The organism is Qipengyuania sp. SM2512 (genome assembly GCF_054954005.1).
On sequence record NZ_CM143134.1, the window covers coordinates 1,441,076 to 1,457,954 of the forward strand.

The following is a 16,879-nucleotide window of genomic DNA, read 5'->3' on the forward strand; positions in this document are numbered from 1 at the left end:
GATGCAACCGCAAGACCCCAAGCGCCCGATCCCGATGGGGCTCGACCTGCCGACCGGCAACGATCCGGTCGCGATCCGCCGCCGGGTCGAAGCGCTCGAACAGGTGCTCGAGCGCAGCTTCCGGATCCCGGGGGTGAACTATCCGGTCGGGCTCGATGCGATCGTCGGGCTGGTGCCGGTAGTGGGCGATCTGATCACCGCGGCTATGGGCGCCTATATCGTCTGGGAGGGCAAGAACCTCGGCATGCCCAAGTGGAAACTGTGGCGCATGGCGGGCAATGTCGCGGTCGACACCGCGATCGGCGCGGTGCCGCTGGTCGGCGACGCCTTCGATCTGGTGTTCCGCTCCAACACGCGCAATCTGCGGATCATCCGCAAGCATCTCGACAAGCACCATCCCGCGGCGCGGGTGATCGACGGGTAGTTTCGCAACCGTGCGGTTCGCGCTAGGGCAGCCGGCATGACCGCAGACGTAACCTATGCCTCCTATCTCGATCTCGACCGCATCCTCGCGGCGCAGCATCCTGCCTCCGATGCGCATGACGAGATGCTGTTCATCATCGTCCATCAGGCGAGCGAGCTGTGGCTCAAGCTGTGCCTCCACGAGCTGCAGGCCGCGCGCGACTGCATCGCCGCCGACGATCTGCGCCCCGCCTTCAAGATGCTCGCCCGGGTCGCGCGCGCGCAGGGGCAGCTGATCCAGAGCTGGGACGTGCTCTCGACCATGACCCCGCACGATTATTCCACCCTGCGCCCGCATCTGGGGGGATCCTCCGGGTTCCAGTCGGCGCAGTACCGGATGATGGAATTCCTGCTCGGGGGGCGCAATCCCGACATGATCACCATGCACGAGGCGGTGCCGCCCGTGGCGGCGGAACTGCGCGCCGAGCTGGAGCGGCCCAGCATCTACGCCGCGGTGGTGCATCTGCTCGCGCGCCGCGGCTTCGACCTGCCCGCCGATGTGCTCGAGCGCAACCACGGGCTCACCTGGGAGCATTCGCCCGCGCTCGAGGCGGTCTGGGCGGAAATCTACCGCAACCCGCAGGACTGCTGGGATCTCTACGAACTGGCCGAGAAGCTGGTCGATCTGGAATACCACTTCCAGCGCTGGCGCTTCGGGCATCTCAAGACGGTCGAGCGGATCATCGGCTTCAAGAGGGGCACCGGCGGCACACCGGGCGTGCCCTATCTCGCGGGGGTGCTCAAACAGGCCTTCTTCCCCGAACTCCTGAGCGTGAGGACCGCGCTTTGACCAGCTGGAAATCCGCGCGCCGCCTCTGGGATATCAGCCAGGTGCTGCGCCCGGGGCTGCCGGTCTGGCCGGGCGACACCGAGTTCGGGTTCGAGCGGAGCTGGAAGATGGAGGAGGGCTCGCCGGTCAACGTCGGCCGGATGAGCATGAGTACGCATTCGGGCACCCATGCCGATGCGCCGCTGCATTACGCGGCAGGCGGGCTCGACGCCGCGGGGATGGAACTCGATCCCTATATCGGCACCTGCCTGGTGGTCGATGCGCGCGGGGTGCGCGGCGCGGTGGATGTCGCCGACCTGCCCTCGATCGACAGCGCCGACCGCGTGCTGTTCCGCACCTGGGACGCCTTCCCGCACGGTGAATGGCGCAGCGACTGGCTGCCGATCGCGCCCGAGACGGTGGAATGGCTGGCGCTGCAGGGGGTCAAGCTGATCGGCACCGACGCGCCCTCGGTCGATCCGCAGGAGAGCAAGACCATGGCGGCGCACAAGGCGGTGCTCGAGCACGACATGCGGATCCTCGAAGGGCTGGTGCTCGATGAGGTGCCCGAAGGCCGCTACGAGCTGATCTCGCTGCCTCTCAAGGTGGCGGGCGGCGATGCCGGGCTGTGCCGCGCTATTCTGCGCGAGCTGGCATGAGCGCCGACATGCAGCAGCGCGCGCGCGAACTCGACGCCGCCGATCCCCTTGCGACCTATCGCGAGCGCTTCGTCCTGCCCGAGGGGGTGATCTATCTCGATGGCAATTCGCTGGGTTGCCTGCCCAAGGCGACCCCGGCACGGCTGGCCGAAGTGGTGGCGCAGGAATGGGGCCAGGACCTGATCCGCAGCTGGAACAGCGCCGACTGGATCACCATGCCCCAGCGCGTCGGGGGCAAGATCGCCCCGCTGGTGGGCGCGCAGCCGCACGAGGTGATCGCCTGCGACAGCACCAGCGTAAACCTCTTCAAGCTGATCTCCGCCGCGCTTGCTATGCAACCCGGGCGTAAGGTGGTCCTCAGCGAACCGGGCAATTTCCCCACCGATCTCTACATGATCGCCGGGCTGGAAAAGCAGGGGCTGGCCGAGCGCCGGCTGGCGGAGCGCGGCAAGCTGGTCGATGCGCTCGACGACGGCGTTGCGCTGCTGATGCTCACCCATGCGCATTACAAGACCGGCGAATTGTTCGACATGGTCGACCTGACGCGCGCCGCGCACGAGGCGGGCGCGCTGGTGCTGTGGGATCTGTCGCATTCGGGCGGTGCGCTGCCGGTTGGTCTCGACGCCTGCCGGGCCGATTTCGCGGTCGGCTGCGGCTACAAATATTTCAACGGCGGACCCGGCGCGCCCGCCTATGCCTATGTCGCCGAGCGGCATCTGGAGGAGGCCCGGCAACCGCTGACCGGCTGGTTCGGCCACCGGGCGCCCTTCGCCTTCAGCGACGATTACGAAGCCGCCCCGGGGATCGAGAAGCTGCTGTGCGGCACCCCGCCGATCCTCGGACTGGCGGCGCTCGAGGTCGGGGTGGAGCTGATCGCCGAGATCGGGGTGGACCGGCTCTACGCCAAATCGCAGGCACTATCGGAATTCTTCCGTACCTGTCTTGCCGCCCACGGGCTCGATCTCGACCTCGTCAGTCCCACCGATCCCGCGCAGCGCGGCAGCCAGCTCTCCTTCCGCCACCCCGAGGCCTATGCGCTGAGCCAGGCGCTGATCGCCCGCGGCGTGATCGGCGATTTCCGCGACCCCGACATCCTGAGGCTCGGCTTCGCGCCCGCCTATCTGCGGTTCGAGGATATGGCGGAGGCGGCGCGGCATCTGGGGGAAGTTTTCGCGAGCGGGGAGTGGCAGCGGCCCGAGTATTCGCAGCGGTCGGCGGTCACCTAGCCGTAATTCGTCATTGCGAGCGAAGCGAAGCAATCCACGACGGGAAGCGAGCCATTAGCGGGCGCCCCACCATGGATGGCGTCGTCGCTAACGCTCCTCGCCATGACGAAAGGGTGGTAAGGGAGGGGAGGGATAGGGACTGCCCAACCCACCCTCGTCATTGCGAGCGAAAGCGAAGCAATCCATGGCCCAACACCGCTATTTCCAGCCCGCGGTCTACCTCATGGCCAATCACCGCAACGGGACGCTCTACTGCGGGGTGACTTCGGATCTGCCCCGGCGAGCCTGGCAGCATCGCGAAGGCGAGGTGGAGGGTTTCACCCAGCGCTACGGGTGCAAGCGGCTGGTATGGTTCGAACTCCACGCGACGATGGACTACGCGATAGCCCGCGAGAAGCAGCTCAAGGGTGGATCGCGAGGTAAGAAAATCGCGCTGATCGAGGCGGCGAACCCGGAATGGCGCGACCTGTTCTTCGAACTGCAGCGATAGCACCATGGATGGCGTCGTCGCTGCGCTCCTCGCCATGACGAAGGTTTGTGGTCACCACCCGACTAACCCGTCATCGCAAGCGAAGCGAGGCAATCCATGGCCCGGCCTCGCCACCCTCGCACCGCAAGCGGTCTAGGCCTCCAGCTCGATGTCCCAATAAAGCCAGTCGCGCCACGTCTCGTGCAGATAGTTGGGCGGAAACTGCTTGCCGTGCTGCTGCAATTGCCAGTGCGTCGGGCGGATCGGTTCGGCGTAGAGCTGCATCCCCGCCTGCTGGGGCGTGCGCCCGCCCTTCTTCATGTTGCAGGGGGCGCAGGCGGTGGCGATGTTTTCCCAGGTCGTCCGTCCGCCCAGCCGCCGCGGCAGGACGTGGTCGAAGGTCAGATGGCTCTGGCTGCCGCAGAACTGGCAGGAAAACCGGTCGCGCAGGAACAGGTTGAAGCGGGTGAAGGCGGGAAATTCGCTCGGTTTCACATATTGCTTGAGCGCGATCACGCTGGGGATCTTCATGTCGAGCGAGGGCGAGTGGACGTGGCGATCGTAGCTTTCGATCACGTCCACCCGGTCGAGGAAGATCGCCTTGATCGCGGTTTGCCACGGCCACAGGCTGAGCGGGTAATAGGACAGCGGGGTGTAGTCCGCATTGAGCACAAGCGAGGGGCAGGACTGGAGATCCCGAGAAGGGTCCTCGTCGCTGGTGCGGAACCTTGCGGCCCGTTCGATCAGTTCGGCTCTCAGCACGTCGAGCGTTCCTCCGATGCAGCGAGAATGCACTTGCAAGAAAAAGCGTCAAGCCTGTTACAGACAGCCTATCCACAAACTTGTCCCGCCACCCAGTGACCGAGGCGCCACTTTGACCGTCACCCGCTTCGCTCCCAGCCCCAACGGTCCGCTGCATCTCGGCCACGCCTATTCGGCGATCGTCGCGCATGATCTCGCGCGCGCGGCGGGCGGGCGCTTCCTGCTGCGGATCGAGGATATCGACGGCGCGCGCTCGCGGAGCGAACTGGCCGAAGACTTCCGGCTCGATCTGGCCTGGTTGGGGCTGGAATGGGACGAGGTGCCGGCGCAATCGACCCGGCTGGCCGACTATGCGCGCGCGGCGGAGGCATTGCGCGGGGAAGGCCTGCTCTATCCCTGCAGCTGCACGAGAGCAGAAATCACCGAGGATGCCGCGAGCATCGGCCCCGAGGGCCCGGTCTATAGCGGGCGCTGCCGGCGCGAGGGTCCCGTCGAAGGGCGCCCCGTTGCCTGGCGGCTCGATGTCGCAAAAGCGCTCGCCGTCACCGGCCCGCTGAGCTGGACCGACGCGCTCGCGGGCGAGCAGGCGGCGCGGCCCGAACTGCTTGGCGACGTCGTGATGGTGCGCAAGGACGAGCCCGCGAGCTATCACCTCGCCGCCACGCTCGATGATGCCGCCGACGGCGTCACGCTGGTCACCCGCGGGCAGGACCTGTTCAGTGCCAGCCATGTCCACCGGTTGCTGCAGGCGCTGCTCGGCCTGCCCGTGCCGCGCTGGCACCACCATCCGCTGTTGCTCGATGCGGAGGGCAGGAAGCTCGCCAAGCGGCGCAATTCGCCCTCGCTGGCGGACCGGCGGACAAGGGGCGAGGATGGCCTCTTGCTTGCCGCGCAACTGCGCTTGCACCGATTACCGGCTGGCATTTCGCTCGGCAGCGCCTAGATTGCTTGGGCTATGAACACATTCCTCATCATCCTGCTCGTCATCCTGTGTCTCTTCGTGGTCGTCTCGCTGGTGCGCGGGATCGTGGCCTTCATGAAGACCACCAAGATCGATCTGGAGACCGGGCGGGGCGAAACCTCGACCGACATGCAGGCGATGCAGAACAAGATGATGTTCGCCCGGATCAAGTACCAGGCGCTCGCGGTCGTGGTCGTCGCGGTGATGCTGATGATGGCGCAATAGCGCCGCTGCCGGGGCGCGCCGCCCCGGTTGCTTTCACGGCCCACATGATCGAGGGACGTCCCCGGCATTCGCCGATACGGTCGACGACAGGGATGGACGATGGTCAAGCTCAACAAGATCTACACGCGCACCGGCGATGACGGCACCACCGGGCTGGTCGACGGCTCGCGGCTGGAAAAGCACGCGCCGCGGATGGAAGCGATCGGCGCGGTCGACGAGGCCAACAGCGCCATCGGGCTTGCGGCCGAGCTTCCCCGCGCTGCCGCTCATCGCAGCGTCGATGCCGGGAAACTGAGCGAAGCGCTGTTCCGAATTCAGAACGACCTGTTCGATCTGGGCGCCGATATCGCAACCCCGGCGGCAGAGGGCGACGATTTCGCGCCCTCGCAGATGGTGCTGCGGATCGTCGCGGCGCAGGTCGACTGGCTCGAGGCGCGGATCGACGAAGCCAATGCCCGGCTCGAGCCACTGACCAGCTTCATCCTGCCGGGCGGCAGCGAGGCGGCGGCGCGCACCCATATCGCGCGCGCTGCGGTGCGGCGGGCGGAGCGCGCGATGGTCGCGCTCGCTGCGGTGGAAGCCGTCAACCCGCAGGCGCTCGCCTATATCAACCGGCTGTCCGACTATCTCTTCGTCCTCGCGCGGGTCGCCAACGCCGATGGCGCGGACGATGTGAAATGGGTCCCGGGCGCGAACCGCTAGCCAAGCACGGCTCTGGCGGATAACAGCCGCACTTTGCTGCAAGTGCGAAGGGATTATCGATGACCAAGCCGATGACCGAGACAGTGGCCGTGATCGGCGCGGGCCAGATGGGTTCGGGCATCGCCCAGACCGTGGCGATGCATGGCGTCGACGTCCTGCTCGCCGATGTCGATCTCGCCACCGCGCAGGCCTCGCACAAGGGCATCGACGCCGCGCTGGGCAAGCTTGTCGGCAAGGGCAAGCTGGAGATCGCCGAGGCCGAGGCCACGCTCGCGCGGATCACCCCGATCGGCGACTACGCGCCCATGGCGCAGGCCGATCTCATCATCGAGGCCGCCACCGAGCGCGAGGAAATCAAGCAGGCGATCTTCGAGAAAGTCGGCAAGCTGCTGGGCGCCGAGGCGATCCTGGCGTCCAACACCAGCTCGATCCCGATCACCCGCATGGCGAATTTCTCGCCCGATCCGGCGCGCTTCATCGGGCTGCATTTCTTCAACCCGGTGCCGGTGATGAAGCTGATCGAGGTCATCCCCGGGCTCGCCACCAGCGAGGAAACCACGCAGCGCACCGTGGCCTTCGCCGAGGGGCTGGGCAAGGAAGTGGTGCTCAGCCAGGACCAGCCCGGCTTCGTGGTCAACCGCATCCTGCTGCCGATGATCAACGAGGCGGTGTTCGTGCTCGGGCAGGCGACCGCAGGGATCGCGGATATTGACAAGGGCTGCCGTCTGGGGCTCAACCACCCGATGGGGCCGCTGCAGCTCGCCGATTTCGTCGGGCTCGACACCTGTCTCGACATCTTGATGGTGCTCTACAAGACCACCCGCGATTCCAAATACCGGCCCGCGCCGCTGCTGGTGAAATATGTCGAGGCCGGCTGGCTGGGTCGCAAGACCGGGCGCGGCTTCTACGATTACACCGGCGAGGAACCGGTTCCGACGCGCTAGGTGGAACCCTCGGCCTGCGCTGCTCGTTCTGGCTCCGAAGGAGGTTCCAATGAGCGACAACAAGAACACCAAGCCCGACGTCGGCGAGAGCAAGGAAGAGCGGATGGCCGACCAGGCCCCCGAAATGCACAATGACGAGCAGGACGATCACCGCAACCAGGCGCAGGAAGTCGCCACCGAGGCGCAGCAGCTGACGCCGAATACCGGTTCACCCACCGAGAGCGTCAAGAGCGGCAATTCCTCCGGGCTGATGAACGATTCGACCCAGGACCTGGTCGATCACATGCGCGACATGGAAAGTTCGGGAAGGGTGGATATGGATGCCTTCAAGGGCGAGCCCAATCACGACGACAATGTCGACAAATTCGGCAAGGAGCACAAGCCCGACGGGCTGCGCGGCGACGGCACCTGATCTCGGTGGTCTCGCGGGCGGTCAGGCGGGATCGCCGGGTTCGGCCGCTTCCCGCTTGAGTTCGTAAAGCAGGTCGAGCGCCTCGCGCGGGCTGAGCCGGTCTAAATCGAGAGCCTCGAAGCGGTCGCGCAAGCCATCGCTTCGAGGCTCTTTCGCCGCCGCCATGCTGGCCGCGAACAGCGGTAGCTCGCCCAGGCCGGCCGCCAGCCCGCCGGTTTCGCTGCGTCCTTTCTCGAGCTTGTCGAGCACCGCCTTCGCGCGCTTGAGCACGGGCGGCGGAACCCCCGCTAGCCGCGCCACCGCGAGCCCGTAGCTGCGATCCGCCGCGCCCTGCGCCAGCTCGTGGAGCAGCACCAGATCGCCCTTCCATTCGCGCGCGCGGACATGGTGAAGGCTCAATGAATCGCAGGTCTCGGCCAGCCGCGAGAGCTCGTGATAATGCGTCGCGAACAGGCAGCGGCAGCGCAGGGTCTCGTGCACCGCCTCGACCACCGCCCAGGCCAGCGCCATCCCGTCATAGGTCGAGGTCCCGCGCCCGACCTCGTCGAGGATGACGAAACTCCGCTCGGTCGCCTGCGCGAGGATCGCCGCGGTCTCGACCATCTCGACCATGAATGTCGAGCGCCCGCGCGCCAGATTGTCCGAAGCGCCGACCCGGCTGAACAAGCGGTCGGCGATGCCCACGCGGGCGCTGGTCGCGGGGACGAAGCTGCCCGCCTGCGCCAGCAGCAGGATCAGCGCGTTCTGGCGCAGGAAGGTCGATTTGCCGCCCATATTGGGCCCGCCGATCAGCCACAGCCGGTCCTGGGGCGAAAGCACGCAGTCGTTGGCGACGAAGCGCTCATTGCCGCGCGACAACGCCTGATCGACCACCGGATGGCGCCCCGCCTCGATCTCCAGACAGGGCTCGTCGACCAGTTCGGGCCGGCACCAGCCGCCCTCGACCGCGCGTTCGGCGAGCCCTGCGGTGACGTCGATCCGCGCCAATGCCTCGGCGGTCGCGGCGATCGCCTCGCGGCGGGCCACCACTTCTTCGACCAAGGCCTCGAAATGCGTCTCCTCGGCCGCGAGCGCGTGCCCGCCCGCCTCGGCGATCCTTGTCGCCTCCTCGTGCAGCCCCAGCGAATTGAACCGCACCGCGCCGGCCATGGTCTGGCGATGGCTGAAGCCGCTGTCCGCCGCCATCAGCCGGTCGGCGTGTTTGGCGGGCACTTCGATGAAATAGCCCAGCACCTTGTTGTGTCTGATCTTGAGCGAGGGGGTGCCGGTCTCGTCGCGATATCTCGCCTCGAGCGCGGCGATCGCGCGGCGGGCGTTGCCGCTTGTCTCGCGCAAGGCGTCGAGCGCGTGGTCGTAGCCCGCGGCGATGAATCCGCCCTGCGAGCGCTCGGTCGGGGGCGAGGGCACCAGCGCCAGACCCAGATGATCGACCAACTCGGCATGCCCGCCCAGCGCCGCGGTCGTCCGCGCGAGCAGCTCGGGCAGATCGGTGCCGGCCTGCAGCAGATCGCGAATCCGCCGCGCCTCGGACAGTCCGTCGCGTACTTGGCCGAGATCGCGTGGGCTGCCGCGGCCCGCGACCACCCGCCCCAGCGCACGGCCGATATCGGGCGCCCCGCGCAGCAGGGCGCGCAGATCGGCGCGCAGCAGCGGGTCGGCCTGGAAATGCTGCACCGCCGCCAGCCGCGCGACGATCGCGGTCCGTTCGGCGAGCGGTGCGGCCAGATCCTCGGCCAGCAGCCGCGCGCCCGCGCCGGTGACGCAGCGATCGACCGTCGCCAGCAGGCTGCCCTCGCGCCCGCCCGATTGCGCGGCGAGAATCTCGAGGCTGGACCTTGTGGCGGCATCCATCGCCAGATGCGCCGCGGCCCCGCGCGCGCGCGGCGGCAGCAGGAAGGGCATCTCGCCGCGCCCGGCATGGTCGAGATAGGCCAGCAGCCCGGCCGCCGCGGCCAGCATGGCCCGCGTGAAATCGCCCAAACCGTCCAGCGTGGCGAGCCCGTGCAATTGCTTGAGCCGCGCCTCGCCATCCTCGCTGCGGAATTCGCCGCGCGGTCGCAGGGTGGCGCTCTGATCCCCCGCGTAGGCGGGGGTCTCGGGCCGCTGGCGATCCGCTTGTGGCCTGAGGTCCCCGCCTAAGCGGGGACTCGTCGAGCTTGCGCCCCAATCCTCGGGCACCACCAGCTCGCTCGCGCCCAGCCGCGCCAGCGCCGCCTCGAGCGCCTCGGGCGCGCATTGTTCCAGCTCCATCCGCCCGGTCGAGATATCGCAGGCGGCGATCCCCACCGCATCGCGCAAGGGAGCGATCGCGACCAGCAGATTGGCGCTGCGCGGGTCGAGCAGCGCATCCTCGGTCAGCGTGCCCGCTGTGACGAAGCGCACGATGTCGCGCGCCACCAGCGCCTTGGAGCCGCCGCGTTTCTTCGCCTCCTCGGGCGTCTCGACCTGCTCGGCGATCGCCACCCGGCAACCGCCGCGGATCAGCCGCGCGAGATAGCCTTCCGCGGCGTGCACCGGCACCCCGCACATCGGCACCGGTTCGCCGTCATGGGCGCCGCGGCTGGTCAGCGCGATGTCGAGGATGCCCGCAGCGACCCTGGCGTCGTCGAAGAACAGTTCGAAGAAATCGCCCATCCGATAGAACAGCAGCGCATCCCCCGCCTGCTGCTTGAGTGCGTGGTATTGCTGCATCATCGGGGTGTCGCCGCCGGCCATGCTGCCCGAGTGCCAAGCGCGGGGCGATTCGGGAAGCGCCGGGGCCCGGCCTTTCCCCTATCGCTTCGCGGGATCGGGGGTTAGGGCGGGGCCGAAAGCGAATGGAGATGCCAGATGGCCGAAGAGAAGCAGACCGGTTTCACCGAGCGCGAGGCCCTGTTCTACCACGAGACGATCCGCCCGGGTAAGATCGAGATCGTCGCCTCCAAGCCGATGGCCACCCAGCGCGACCTCAGCCTCGCCTATTCGCCCGGCGTCGCGCATCCGGTCCAGGCGATCGCCGACGATCCCGCCAACGCCGCGCGCTACACCGCGCGCTCCAACCTCGTCGCGGTGATCACCAATGGCACCGCCATCCTGGGCATGGGCAATCTCGGCGCGCTCGCCGCCAAGCCGGTGATGGAAGGCAAGGCGGTCCTGTTCAAGCGCTTCGCCGATGTCGATGCGATCGACATCGAGCTCGACACCGAGGATCCCGAAGCCTTCATCAACGCGGTCGCGCTGATGGAGCCGACCTTCGGCGGGATCAATCTGGAAGACATCAAGGCGCCCGAATGCTTCATCATCGAGGCCGCGCTGCGCGACCGGATGAACATCCCGGTGATGCATGACGACCAGCACGGCACCGCGATCATCGCGGTCGCGGGGCTGATCAACGCCTGCGAGCTGACCGGGCGCGCGCTCAAGGACTGCAAGATGGTGGTCGCGGGCGCGGGCGCCGCGGCGCTCGCCTGCACCGCGCTGGTCAAGGCGATGGGGATGCCGCACGAAAACGTCATCGTCTGCGACCGCGACGGCCCGATCTATCGCGGCCGCGAGGAAAGCATGGACCAGTGGAAGAGCGCGCATGCGGTCGACACCGACGCGCGCAGCATGGAAGAGGCGCTGGTCGGCGCGCATATCTTCCTCGGCCTTTCCGCCGCCGGGGCGCTCAAGCCCGAATGGGTCGCGCATATGGCCGACCAGCCGATCATCTTCGCGATGGCCAACCCGGTCCCCGAGATCATGCCCGAAGAGGCCAAGGCCGTGCGCCCCGATGCGATCATCGCCACCGGGCGCAGCGACTATCCCAACCAGGTCAACAACGTCCTGGGCTTCCCCTTCATCTTCCGCGGCGCGCTCGACGTCCAGGCGACCACGATCAACGAGGAGATGAAGATCGCCGCCGCCGAGGCGATCGCGCGGCTGGCGCGCGAGCGCGTGCCCGAGGAAGTCGCCGCCGCCTACGGCGTCAACCACACCTTCGGGCGCGACTACATCATCCCCGCGCCCTTCGACCCGCGGCTGATCGAGGTGGTCTCCTCCGCGGTCGCGAAAGCGGCGATGGATTCGGGCGTCGCGCTCAAGCACATCGAGGATTTCGAGGACTACGCGCATCGGCTCAAATCGCGGCTCAACCCGACCACCGCCGCGCTGACCAATATCTACAGCCTCGCCAAGGCCAACCCCAGCCGGATGGTCTTCGCCGAGGCGGAAGAGGAAGTGGCGCTGCGCGCCGCGATCCAGTTCCGCGATTTCGGCTATGGCGAACCGATCCTGGTCGGCCGCACCGAGAAGGTGCGCGAGAAGCTGGTCGAGCTCGCGGTCGACGATCCCGACAGCTACATCATCGAGAATTCGGCGCTGTCGGACAAGGTCCCGGCGATGAACGCCTATCTCTACAAGCGGCTGCAGCGGCGCGGCTACACCGAGCGCGATGTCGCCCGGATGGTCAATCAGGAGCGCAACGTCTTTGCCGCGCTGCTGGTGGCGCTGGGGCATGGCGATGCGATGATCACCGGGCTGACCCGGACCTTCAGCCAGAGCGCGCGCGAAGTGGGCCGGGTGCTCGATCCCAAGCCGGGTGCGACCCCCTTCGGCATCCACATGATGATCGGCAAGAACCACACCACCTTCCTCGCCGACACCACCATCAACGAGCGGCCGACCGCCGAGGAACTGGCGCATATCGCCACCGAGACCGCCTATGTCGCGCGGCGGATGGGACACGAGCCGCGGGTCGCCTTCCTGTCCTATTCGACCTTCGGCAACCCTTCCGGCCAGTGGCTCGACAATATCCGCGCCGCGGTGGCGCTGCTCGACGAACGCGATCCGGGCTTCGAATACGAGGGCGAGATGGCCCCCGATGCCGCGCTCAACCCCAAGGTGATGAAGCTCTATCCTTTCAGCCGCCTCTCTGGCCCCGCCAATGTGCTGATCATGCCCGGGCTGCAGTCGGCCAATCTCTCGGCCAAGCTGCTGCGCGAGCTGGGCGGCGAGGCGACCATCGGACCGATGATGATCGGGATGGAAAAACCCGTCCAGATCGCGCCGATGACCGCGATCGCTCCCGATATGCTCACGCTCGCGGTGCTGGCGAGCGCGGGGGTCGTGGGGTAGCCTCGGGCGCGCGGCATTCGCTGCGGGCCGGCCGCCTGAAACGGGGCCGGCCTATGCCGGAGCGTCGCCCATCCGTTCGCCCAGACGCACGGGTCCTTCGGGTTTCCAGTCGCGATTGAATTCTATCGCGCCGCAGCCGAACAGCATGACGATCGTCGAACCGAGCAGGAACCGCCCCATCTCATCGCCCTGCGCCAGCACGATATCCCGGTCGGGATAGGTCCATTCGGCCAGCTTGCCGCTGCGTTTCGGGTTCACCACCCCGTGCCACACCGTCGCCATGCTGCCGACGATGGTCGCGCCGACCAGCACCATCACGAAAGGGCCGTGCGCGGGAGAGTCGAACACGCAGACCACGCGCTCGTTGCGGGCGAACAGCCTGGGCACGCCGCGCGCGGTGACGGGGTTCACCGAGAACAGCGCCCCGGGCACATGGATCATTCGGGTCAGCCTACCCTCGCAGGGCATGTGCAGACGGTGATAATCCCTCGGCGACAGGTAGAGATTGGCGAAGCTGCCGTGGCGGAACTGCGCCGCCAGTTCGGCGTCGCCGCCGACCAGCTCGGTCGTGGTGAACCGGTGCCCCTTGGCCTGCACCATGTGGTGATCGTCGATTCCGCCGAACTGGCTGATCGTGCCGTCGACCGGAGAGACGAAATCGGCCTCGGCGATCGGGCGCGCTCCCGCCCTCAGCGACCGGGTGAAGAACTCGTTGAAGGTCTGGTAGCTCGCGATGTCCGCATTCCCGGCCTCGCTCATGTCGACACCGTATTTGCCCGCAAACCAGCGGATCAGCCGCGTCGTCCTTGTGCCCGCCCGCGCGCCGGCGATGCGGCCGGCCAGGACGGTCAGCGCCTGCTTGGGGAGCAGGTACTGGGGCAGAACTTTGAATCGATCGAGAATGGCAAACCTCAATTGTAAGAACCGCAATCGCGGTACGATGGGCTGAACGGCCAGCGATCCCGCTCCTAGCTCAAACGCAGGAAGAAATCCTCGCGTTCCTACGCCAGTTCGCGAGGCCTCGGGCAGGGCGTGCGAGGGCGAGACTCTCGAAACCGACCGGCTCGCCCGAGATATTCGCCGATTAACACGGCTGACACCAAGCCGTAATTCGGGCGTCACAACGCTCCTCCAATGCCGCCCTACCGAGGGGGTCCGGCTGGGGAGATATGCATTCACGGTTCGCCGGATTGCGCTGCCGCTTGCAGCAGCCGTCCGGTCACCCGTGGCTGCCGCAGCCGGGGCCCCGGACGGATGCGACCGACTTCAGCAGCATGCGCATAACCGCCGCGGCCACAACGGCACGGGCGAAACGATGGATCCGGCGGGGGGATGAACTTGAGCGCGACAGCACCGACCAAGTCATTTTTATGAGGGACCAATCCAGATGAGAACTTCACGCCATGGCCTCGGCCGTTCGACACCCTTCATGCTCGGTGCGGCGATCGCCGCCCTGGCCGCCGTCCCCGCCGCCGCGCAGAGCGAGGAGCAAATGCCCGTGTCCGATGATGCCGCCGAGGAGACGGCGGCCGATGACAATGTGATCGTCGTGAGCGGATACCGGCAGAGCCTCGAGCGCGCGATCGATCTGAAGCGCGAGACGATCGGGTTTTCGGACTCGATCGTCGCGACAGACATCGCCGATTTCCCCGAACAGAACCTGTCCGAGGCGCTGCAGCGCGTTCCCGGCGTGACAATCGAGCGCGACAAGGGTCTCGGCACGCGCGTCAACGTCCGCGGCCTGCCGACCGAATTCACCCATGTCACGATCAACGATCTGGCCACCGCGTCGGGATCGGGTGGACGCGATGTCGAATTCGACATGTTCGCATCGGAACTGATCCAGACCGTCACGGTCTACAAATCGCCGACCGCGGCGCAGGAAGAGGGCGGCATCGCCGGCAGCGTGGCGATCCGCACCGCGCGGCCGTTCGATTTCTCGGGCCTGCGCGTGGTCGGCTCGGTCGAAGGCGCCTACAATTCGATCTCCGAAAAGATCGACCCGCAGGCCTCGCTGCTGGCGAGCAACACCTGGGGCCCGTTCGGGGTGCTGATTTCGGTCGCCAAGGGCCAGCGCAGCAATCGCACCGATTCCAATTCCGGGATCAATTTCCGGCCCATTTCCCGCTGGACCGACCGGGGCAATGCGCAGACCGATCAGGCGGTCGCGGTGCTCGAGCGGGACGCGGGGATCATTCTCGAGCCGGACAATGAGGACCAGGTCAACCGAGTGGTGTTCCTCGACAAGGTCGGCGACCGCGTGATCGTCAACGATCAGGACAAGCTGGGCTTTTCCGGCTCGCTGCAATACCAGCCGAACGACGATTTCAGCCTGACCTTCGACGGCTTCCTCGGTTCCTACGACACGGTCGAGGACGAATACGACATCGCCGCCTATTCGGCTTCGAGCCGCTCCACGCTCGACACTATCCACGAATATGACGACACCACCCTGTCCGAATACGGGATCGCGGTCCTGCGCGACGTGTCCTACACCGCGACCCAGCACGAATTCCTCAGCAAGGAACGGGTCAACGAAACCGATTACCGCCAGTTCGGCGGCGAGCTGGATTGGACCCCCGGAAACTGGTCGATCAACGTGCTGGGCGGCTATTCGGGCGCGGAAAAGACGCTCGACTATGCCAACCTCAAACACGTCGCCTACGCGCCGTCGCGCACCCGCTACACCGAGACCGGCGGCGAGACGATCCCGAGCGATGATCCCACTACGATCGACATGTACAATTCGCCCCAATCCTATCTCTTCGAAGCGTATGAAACGTCTTACGAAGCGATCAAGGACGACAAATATGCGGCCCAGGTCGATCTCGCTTACACCTTCCCGAGCGGTGGCCTGCTCGGCCTGAGCGCAATCCGCGTTGGCGGGCGCTTCACCGACAAGACCAAGGAGCGCAATTACGGCGAGGAGAAGATCCAGGGTCCGACCCGGGGCGACAGTTCCTATGTGAACAAGCGCACGTTGGCCGACAGCGAATTGCAGGACGTGATCGATATCGCGGGCGGCAAGAAATATCAGGCCGGCGACCTCGCCTGGCAGCAGATATCGAACGACTATGCCCGCGATTTCTTCCGCCCCGACGGCTTCCTCTCGCCCTTCGATGACGGGCAGTTCTACCGGGTGCAGGAAGAGACCTGGGCCGCCTACGCGATGGCCGATTTCGACTTCGACATCGCCTCGGTGCCGGTGTTCATCAATGCCGGTGCGCGCTATGTGAAGACCAGCGTCCTGTCGGCGGGCTACTTCCAGATCCAGAACCCCGACGGCACGACCGGCTTTTCGGACGAGCCCGTGTCGAGCGAAGGCGAGTACGACAAGATCCTGCCCGCGGTGAACGCCAATGCGGAACTGATCGACGGGCTGATCCTGCGCGGCGCCGCCTCGCAGACGCTGATCCGCCCGGCGCTGACGGATCTCGCCTACAAGCGCACCGCCAGCTTCAACAACTTCCGCTACACCGATGGCAACCCGAACCTGAAGCCGACCTATGCGGACCAGTGGGAAGTCGGGCTGGAATATTATTTCGGCTTCGGCGGTCTGCTGTCGGCCTCCTATTTCTGGAAGAACATCCAGGGCGTGGTCCAGAACGAGCTGACCGGCGTGGTCCGGCATGTCACCAAGTACAACGCCAATGGCACGATCGACGGCGTCTATGATTTCGACGTCTACCAGCCGGTCAACGCCGAAGGATCCTACGATGTCAGCGGCGTGGAACTGGTGGCCGTGGTTCCGTTCGGAATGCTGCACAGCGCGCTCGAGGGGTTCGGCATCAACGCCAATTACACCTTCCTCGACAGCTCGCTGACCGGCGAATCCGACATCGACGTGCCCACCTCGCCGGTCGGGTTGGCCGACAGCACCTACAACGCCACCGTCTATTACGATGACGGCCCGGTGCAGCTGCGCGTGTCCTACAACCACAAGGGCGCCTATGTGGAGCGGATCGAGCGCAACATGTTCCCGGTCTACCGCGACGCCTATGGCCAGTTCGACTTCGCTGCCAGCTACCAGCTGACGCCGAACTTCCGCGTCGAATTGCAGGCGATCAACCTGACCGACGAGAAGACATCGGGGTACACGATCGATCCTTCCTTCCCGACCACCTACGAGTTCTCGGGAAGCCGGATCAGCCTGGGCGTCCGCGCGCAGTTCTGATCCGGAAGTTTAAGAAAATT

At 66.5% G+C, this 16,879-nt stretch carries 15 protein-coding genes; 12 read left to right on the forward strand and 3 right to left on the reverse strand.

What is annotated here, in order from left to right; all coding sequences use genetic code 11:
* Nucleotide 1: 1 nt before the first annotated feature.
* The 5 genes from ACQ5J0_RS07320 (at nt 2) to ACQ5J0_RS07340 (ending at nt 3,606) form a co-directional block, all read left to right on the forward strand.
* Nucleotides 2–424 (forward strand): DUF4112 domain-containing protein, encoded by a 423-nt coding sequence (locus tag ACQ5J0_RS07320; protein WP_462569914.1) that lies wholly within the window; start codon nt 2–4, stop codon nt 422–424.
* 36 nt (nt 425–460) lie between these two features.
* Entirely contained in the window at nt 461–1,252 is a 792-nt protein-coding gene (locus tag ACQ5J0_RS07325) for a tryptophan 2,3-dioxygenase (protein WP_462569916.1), read from the forward strand.
* On the forward strand, nt 1,249–1,890 hold the full coding sequence (gene kynB / locus ACQ5J0_RS07330; RefSeq protein ID WP_462569917.1) for an arylformamidase: 642 nt from the start codon (nt 1,249–1,251) through the stop codon (nt 1,888–1,890). Before ACQ5J0_RS07325 ends, kynB begins: the two co-directional genes overlap by 4 nt.
* A gap of 8 nt (nt 1,891–1,898) precedes the next feature.
* Nucleotides 1,899–3,116, forward strand: coding sequence for a kynureninase (kynU, locus tag ACQ5J0_RS07335; RefSeq protein ID WP_462570075.1), 1,218 nt, complete (start codon nt 1,899–1,901; stop codon nt 3,114–3,116).
* Nucleotides 3,117–3,300: 184 nt separating this feature from the next.
* Nucleotides 3,301–3,606 (forward strand): GIY-YIG nuclease family protein, encoded by a 306-nt coding sequence (locus tag ACQ5J0_RS07340; protein WP_462569918.1) that lies wholly within the window; start codon nt 3,301–3,303, stop codon nt 3,604–3,606.
* A gap of 132 nt (nt 3,607–3,738) precedes the next feature.
* On the opposite strand, the gene ACQ5J0_RS07345 is transcribed toward ACQ5J0_RS07340, so the two are convergent.
* Nucleotides 3,739–4,347, reverse strand: coding sequence for an HNH endonuclease (locus ACQ5J0_RS07345; RefSeq protein WP_462569919.1), 609 nt, complete (start codon nt 4,345–4,347; stop codon nt 3,739–3,741).
* A 112-nt stretch (nt 4,348–4,459) separates the two neighbouring features.
* Here ACQ5J0_RS07345 and gluQRS point away from each other — a divergent pair, with 112 nt between their 5' ends.
* From gluQRS to ACQ5J0_RS07370, 5 genes are all read left to right on the forward strand, one after another.
* Nucleotides 4,460–5,290 (forward strand): tRNA glutamyl-Q(34) synthetase GluQRS, encoded by an 831-nt coding sequence (gene gluQRS, locus ACQ5J0_RS07350; RefSeq protein ID WP_462569920.1) that lies wholly within the window; start codon nt 4,460–4,462, stop codon nt 5,288–5,290.
* 12 nt (nt 5,291–5,302) lie between these two features.
* Complete coding sequence (locus ACQ5J0_RS07355) at nt 5,303–5,533, forward strand: hypothetical protein (RefSeq protein ID WP_462569921.1); 231 nt, start codon at nt 5,303–5,305, stop codon at nt 5,531–5,533.
* A gap of 99 nt (nt 5,534–5,632) precedes the next feature.
* Entirely contained in the window at nt 5,633–6,235 is a 603-nt protein-coding gene (locus tag ACQ5J0_RS07360) for a cob(I)yrinic acid a,c-diamide adenosyltransferase (RefSeq protein WP_462569922.1), read from the forward strand.
* 59 nt (nt 6,236–6,294) lie between these two features.
* Nucleotides 6,295–7,179 carry a 3-hydroxyacyl-CoA dehydrogenase NAD-binding domain-containing protein gene (locus ACQ5J0_RS07365; protein WP_462569923.1) on the forward strand — a complete coding sequence of 295 codons (885 nt, stop codon included), beginning with the start codon at nt 6,295–6,297 and terminating at the stop codon, nt 7,177–7,179.
* Nucleotides 7,180–7,228: 49 nt separating this feature from the next.
* The gene (locus ACQ5J0_RS07370) at nt 7,229–7,591 is read left to right on the forward strand and encodes a hypothetical protein (protein WP_462569924.1); all 363 of its coding nucleotides are present in this window, start codon (nt 7,229–7,231) and stop codon (nt 7,589–7,591) included.
* 21 nt (nt 7,592–7,612) lie between these two features.
* On the opposite strand, the gene mutS is transcribed toward ACQ5J0_RS07370, so the two are convergent.
* Nucleotides 7,613–10,306 carry a DNA mismatch repair protein MutS gene (mutS, locus tag ACQ5J0_RS07375; RefSeq protein ID WP_462569926.1) on the reverse strand — a complete coding sequence of 898 codons (2,694 nt, stop codon included), beginning with the start codon at nt 10,304–10,306 and terminating at the stop codon, nt 7,613–7,615.
* 114 nt (nt 10,307–10,420) lie between these two features.
* Between mutS and ACQ5J0_RS07380 the strand changes: the two genes are divergently transcribed.
* Complete coding sequence (locus ACQ5J0_RS07380; RefSeq protein ID WP_462569927.1) at nt 10,421–12,685, forward strand: NADP-dependent malic enzyme; 2,265 nt, start codon at nt 10,421–10,423, stop codon at nt 12,683–12,685.
* A 51-nt stretch (nt 12,686–12,736) separates the two neighbouring features.
* Here ACQ5J0_RS07380 and asd read toward each other — a convergent pair whose 3' ends face one another.
* On the reverse strand, nt 12,737–13,600 hold the full coding sequence (gene asd, locus ACQ5J0_RS07385) for an archaetidylserine decarboxylase (RefSeq protein WP_462569928.1): 864 nt from the start codon (nt 13,598–13,600) through the stop codon (nt 12,737–12,739).
* A 472-nt stretch (nt 13,601–14,072) separates the two neighbouring features.
* Here asd and ACQ5J0_RS07390 point away from each other — a divergent pair, with 472 nt between their 5' ends.
* Entirely contained in the window at nt 14,073–16,859 is a 2,787-nt protein-coding gene (locus ACQ5J0_RS07390; protein ID WP_462569929.1) for a TonB-dependent receptor, read from the forward strand.
* Nucleotides 16,860–16,879: the final 20 nt, after the last annotated feature.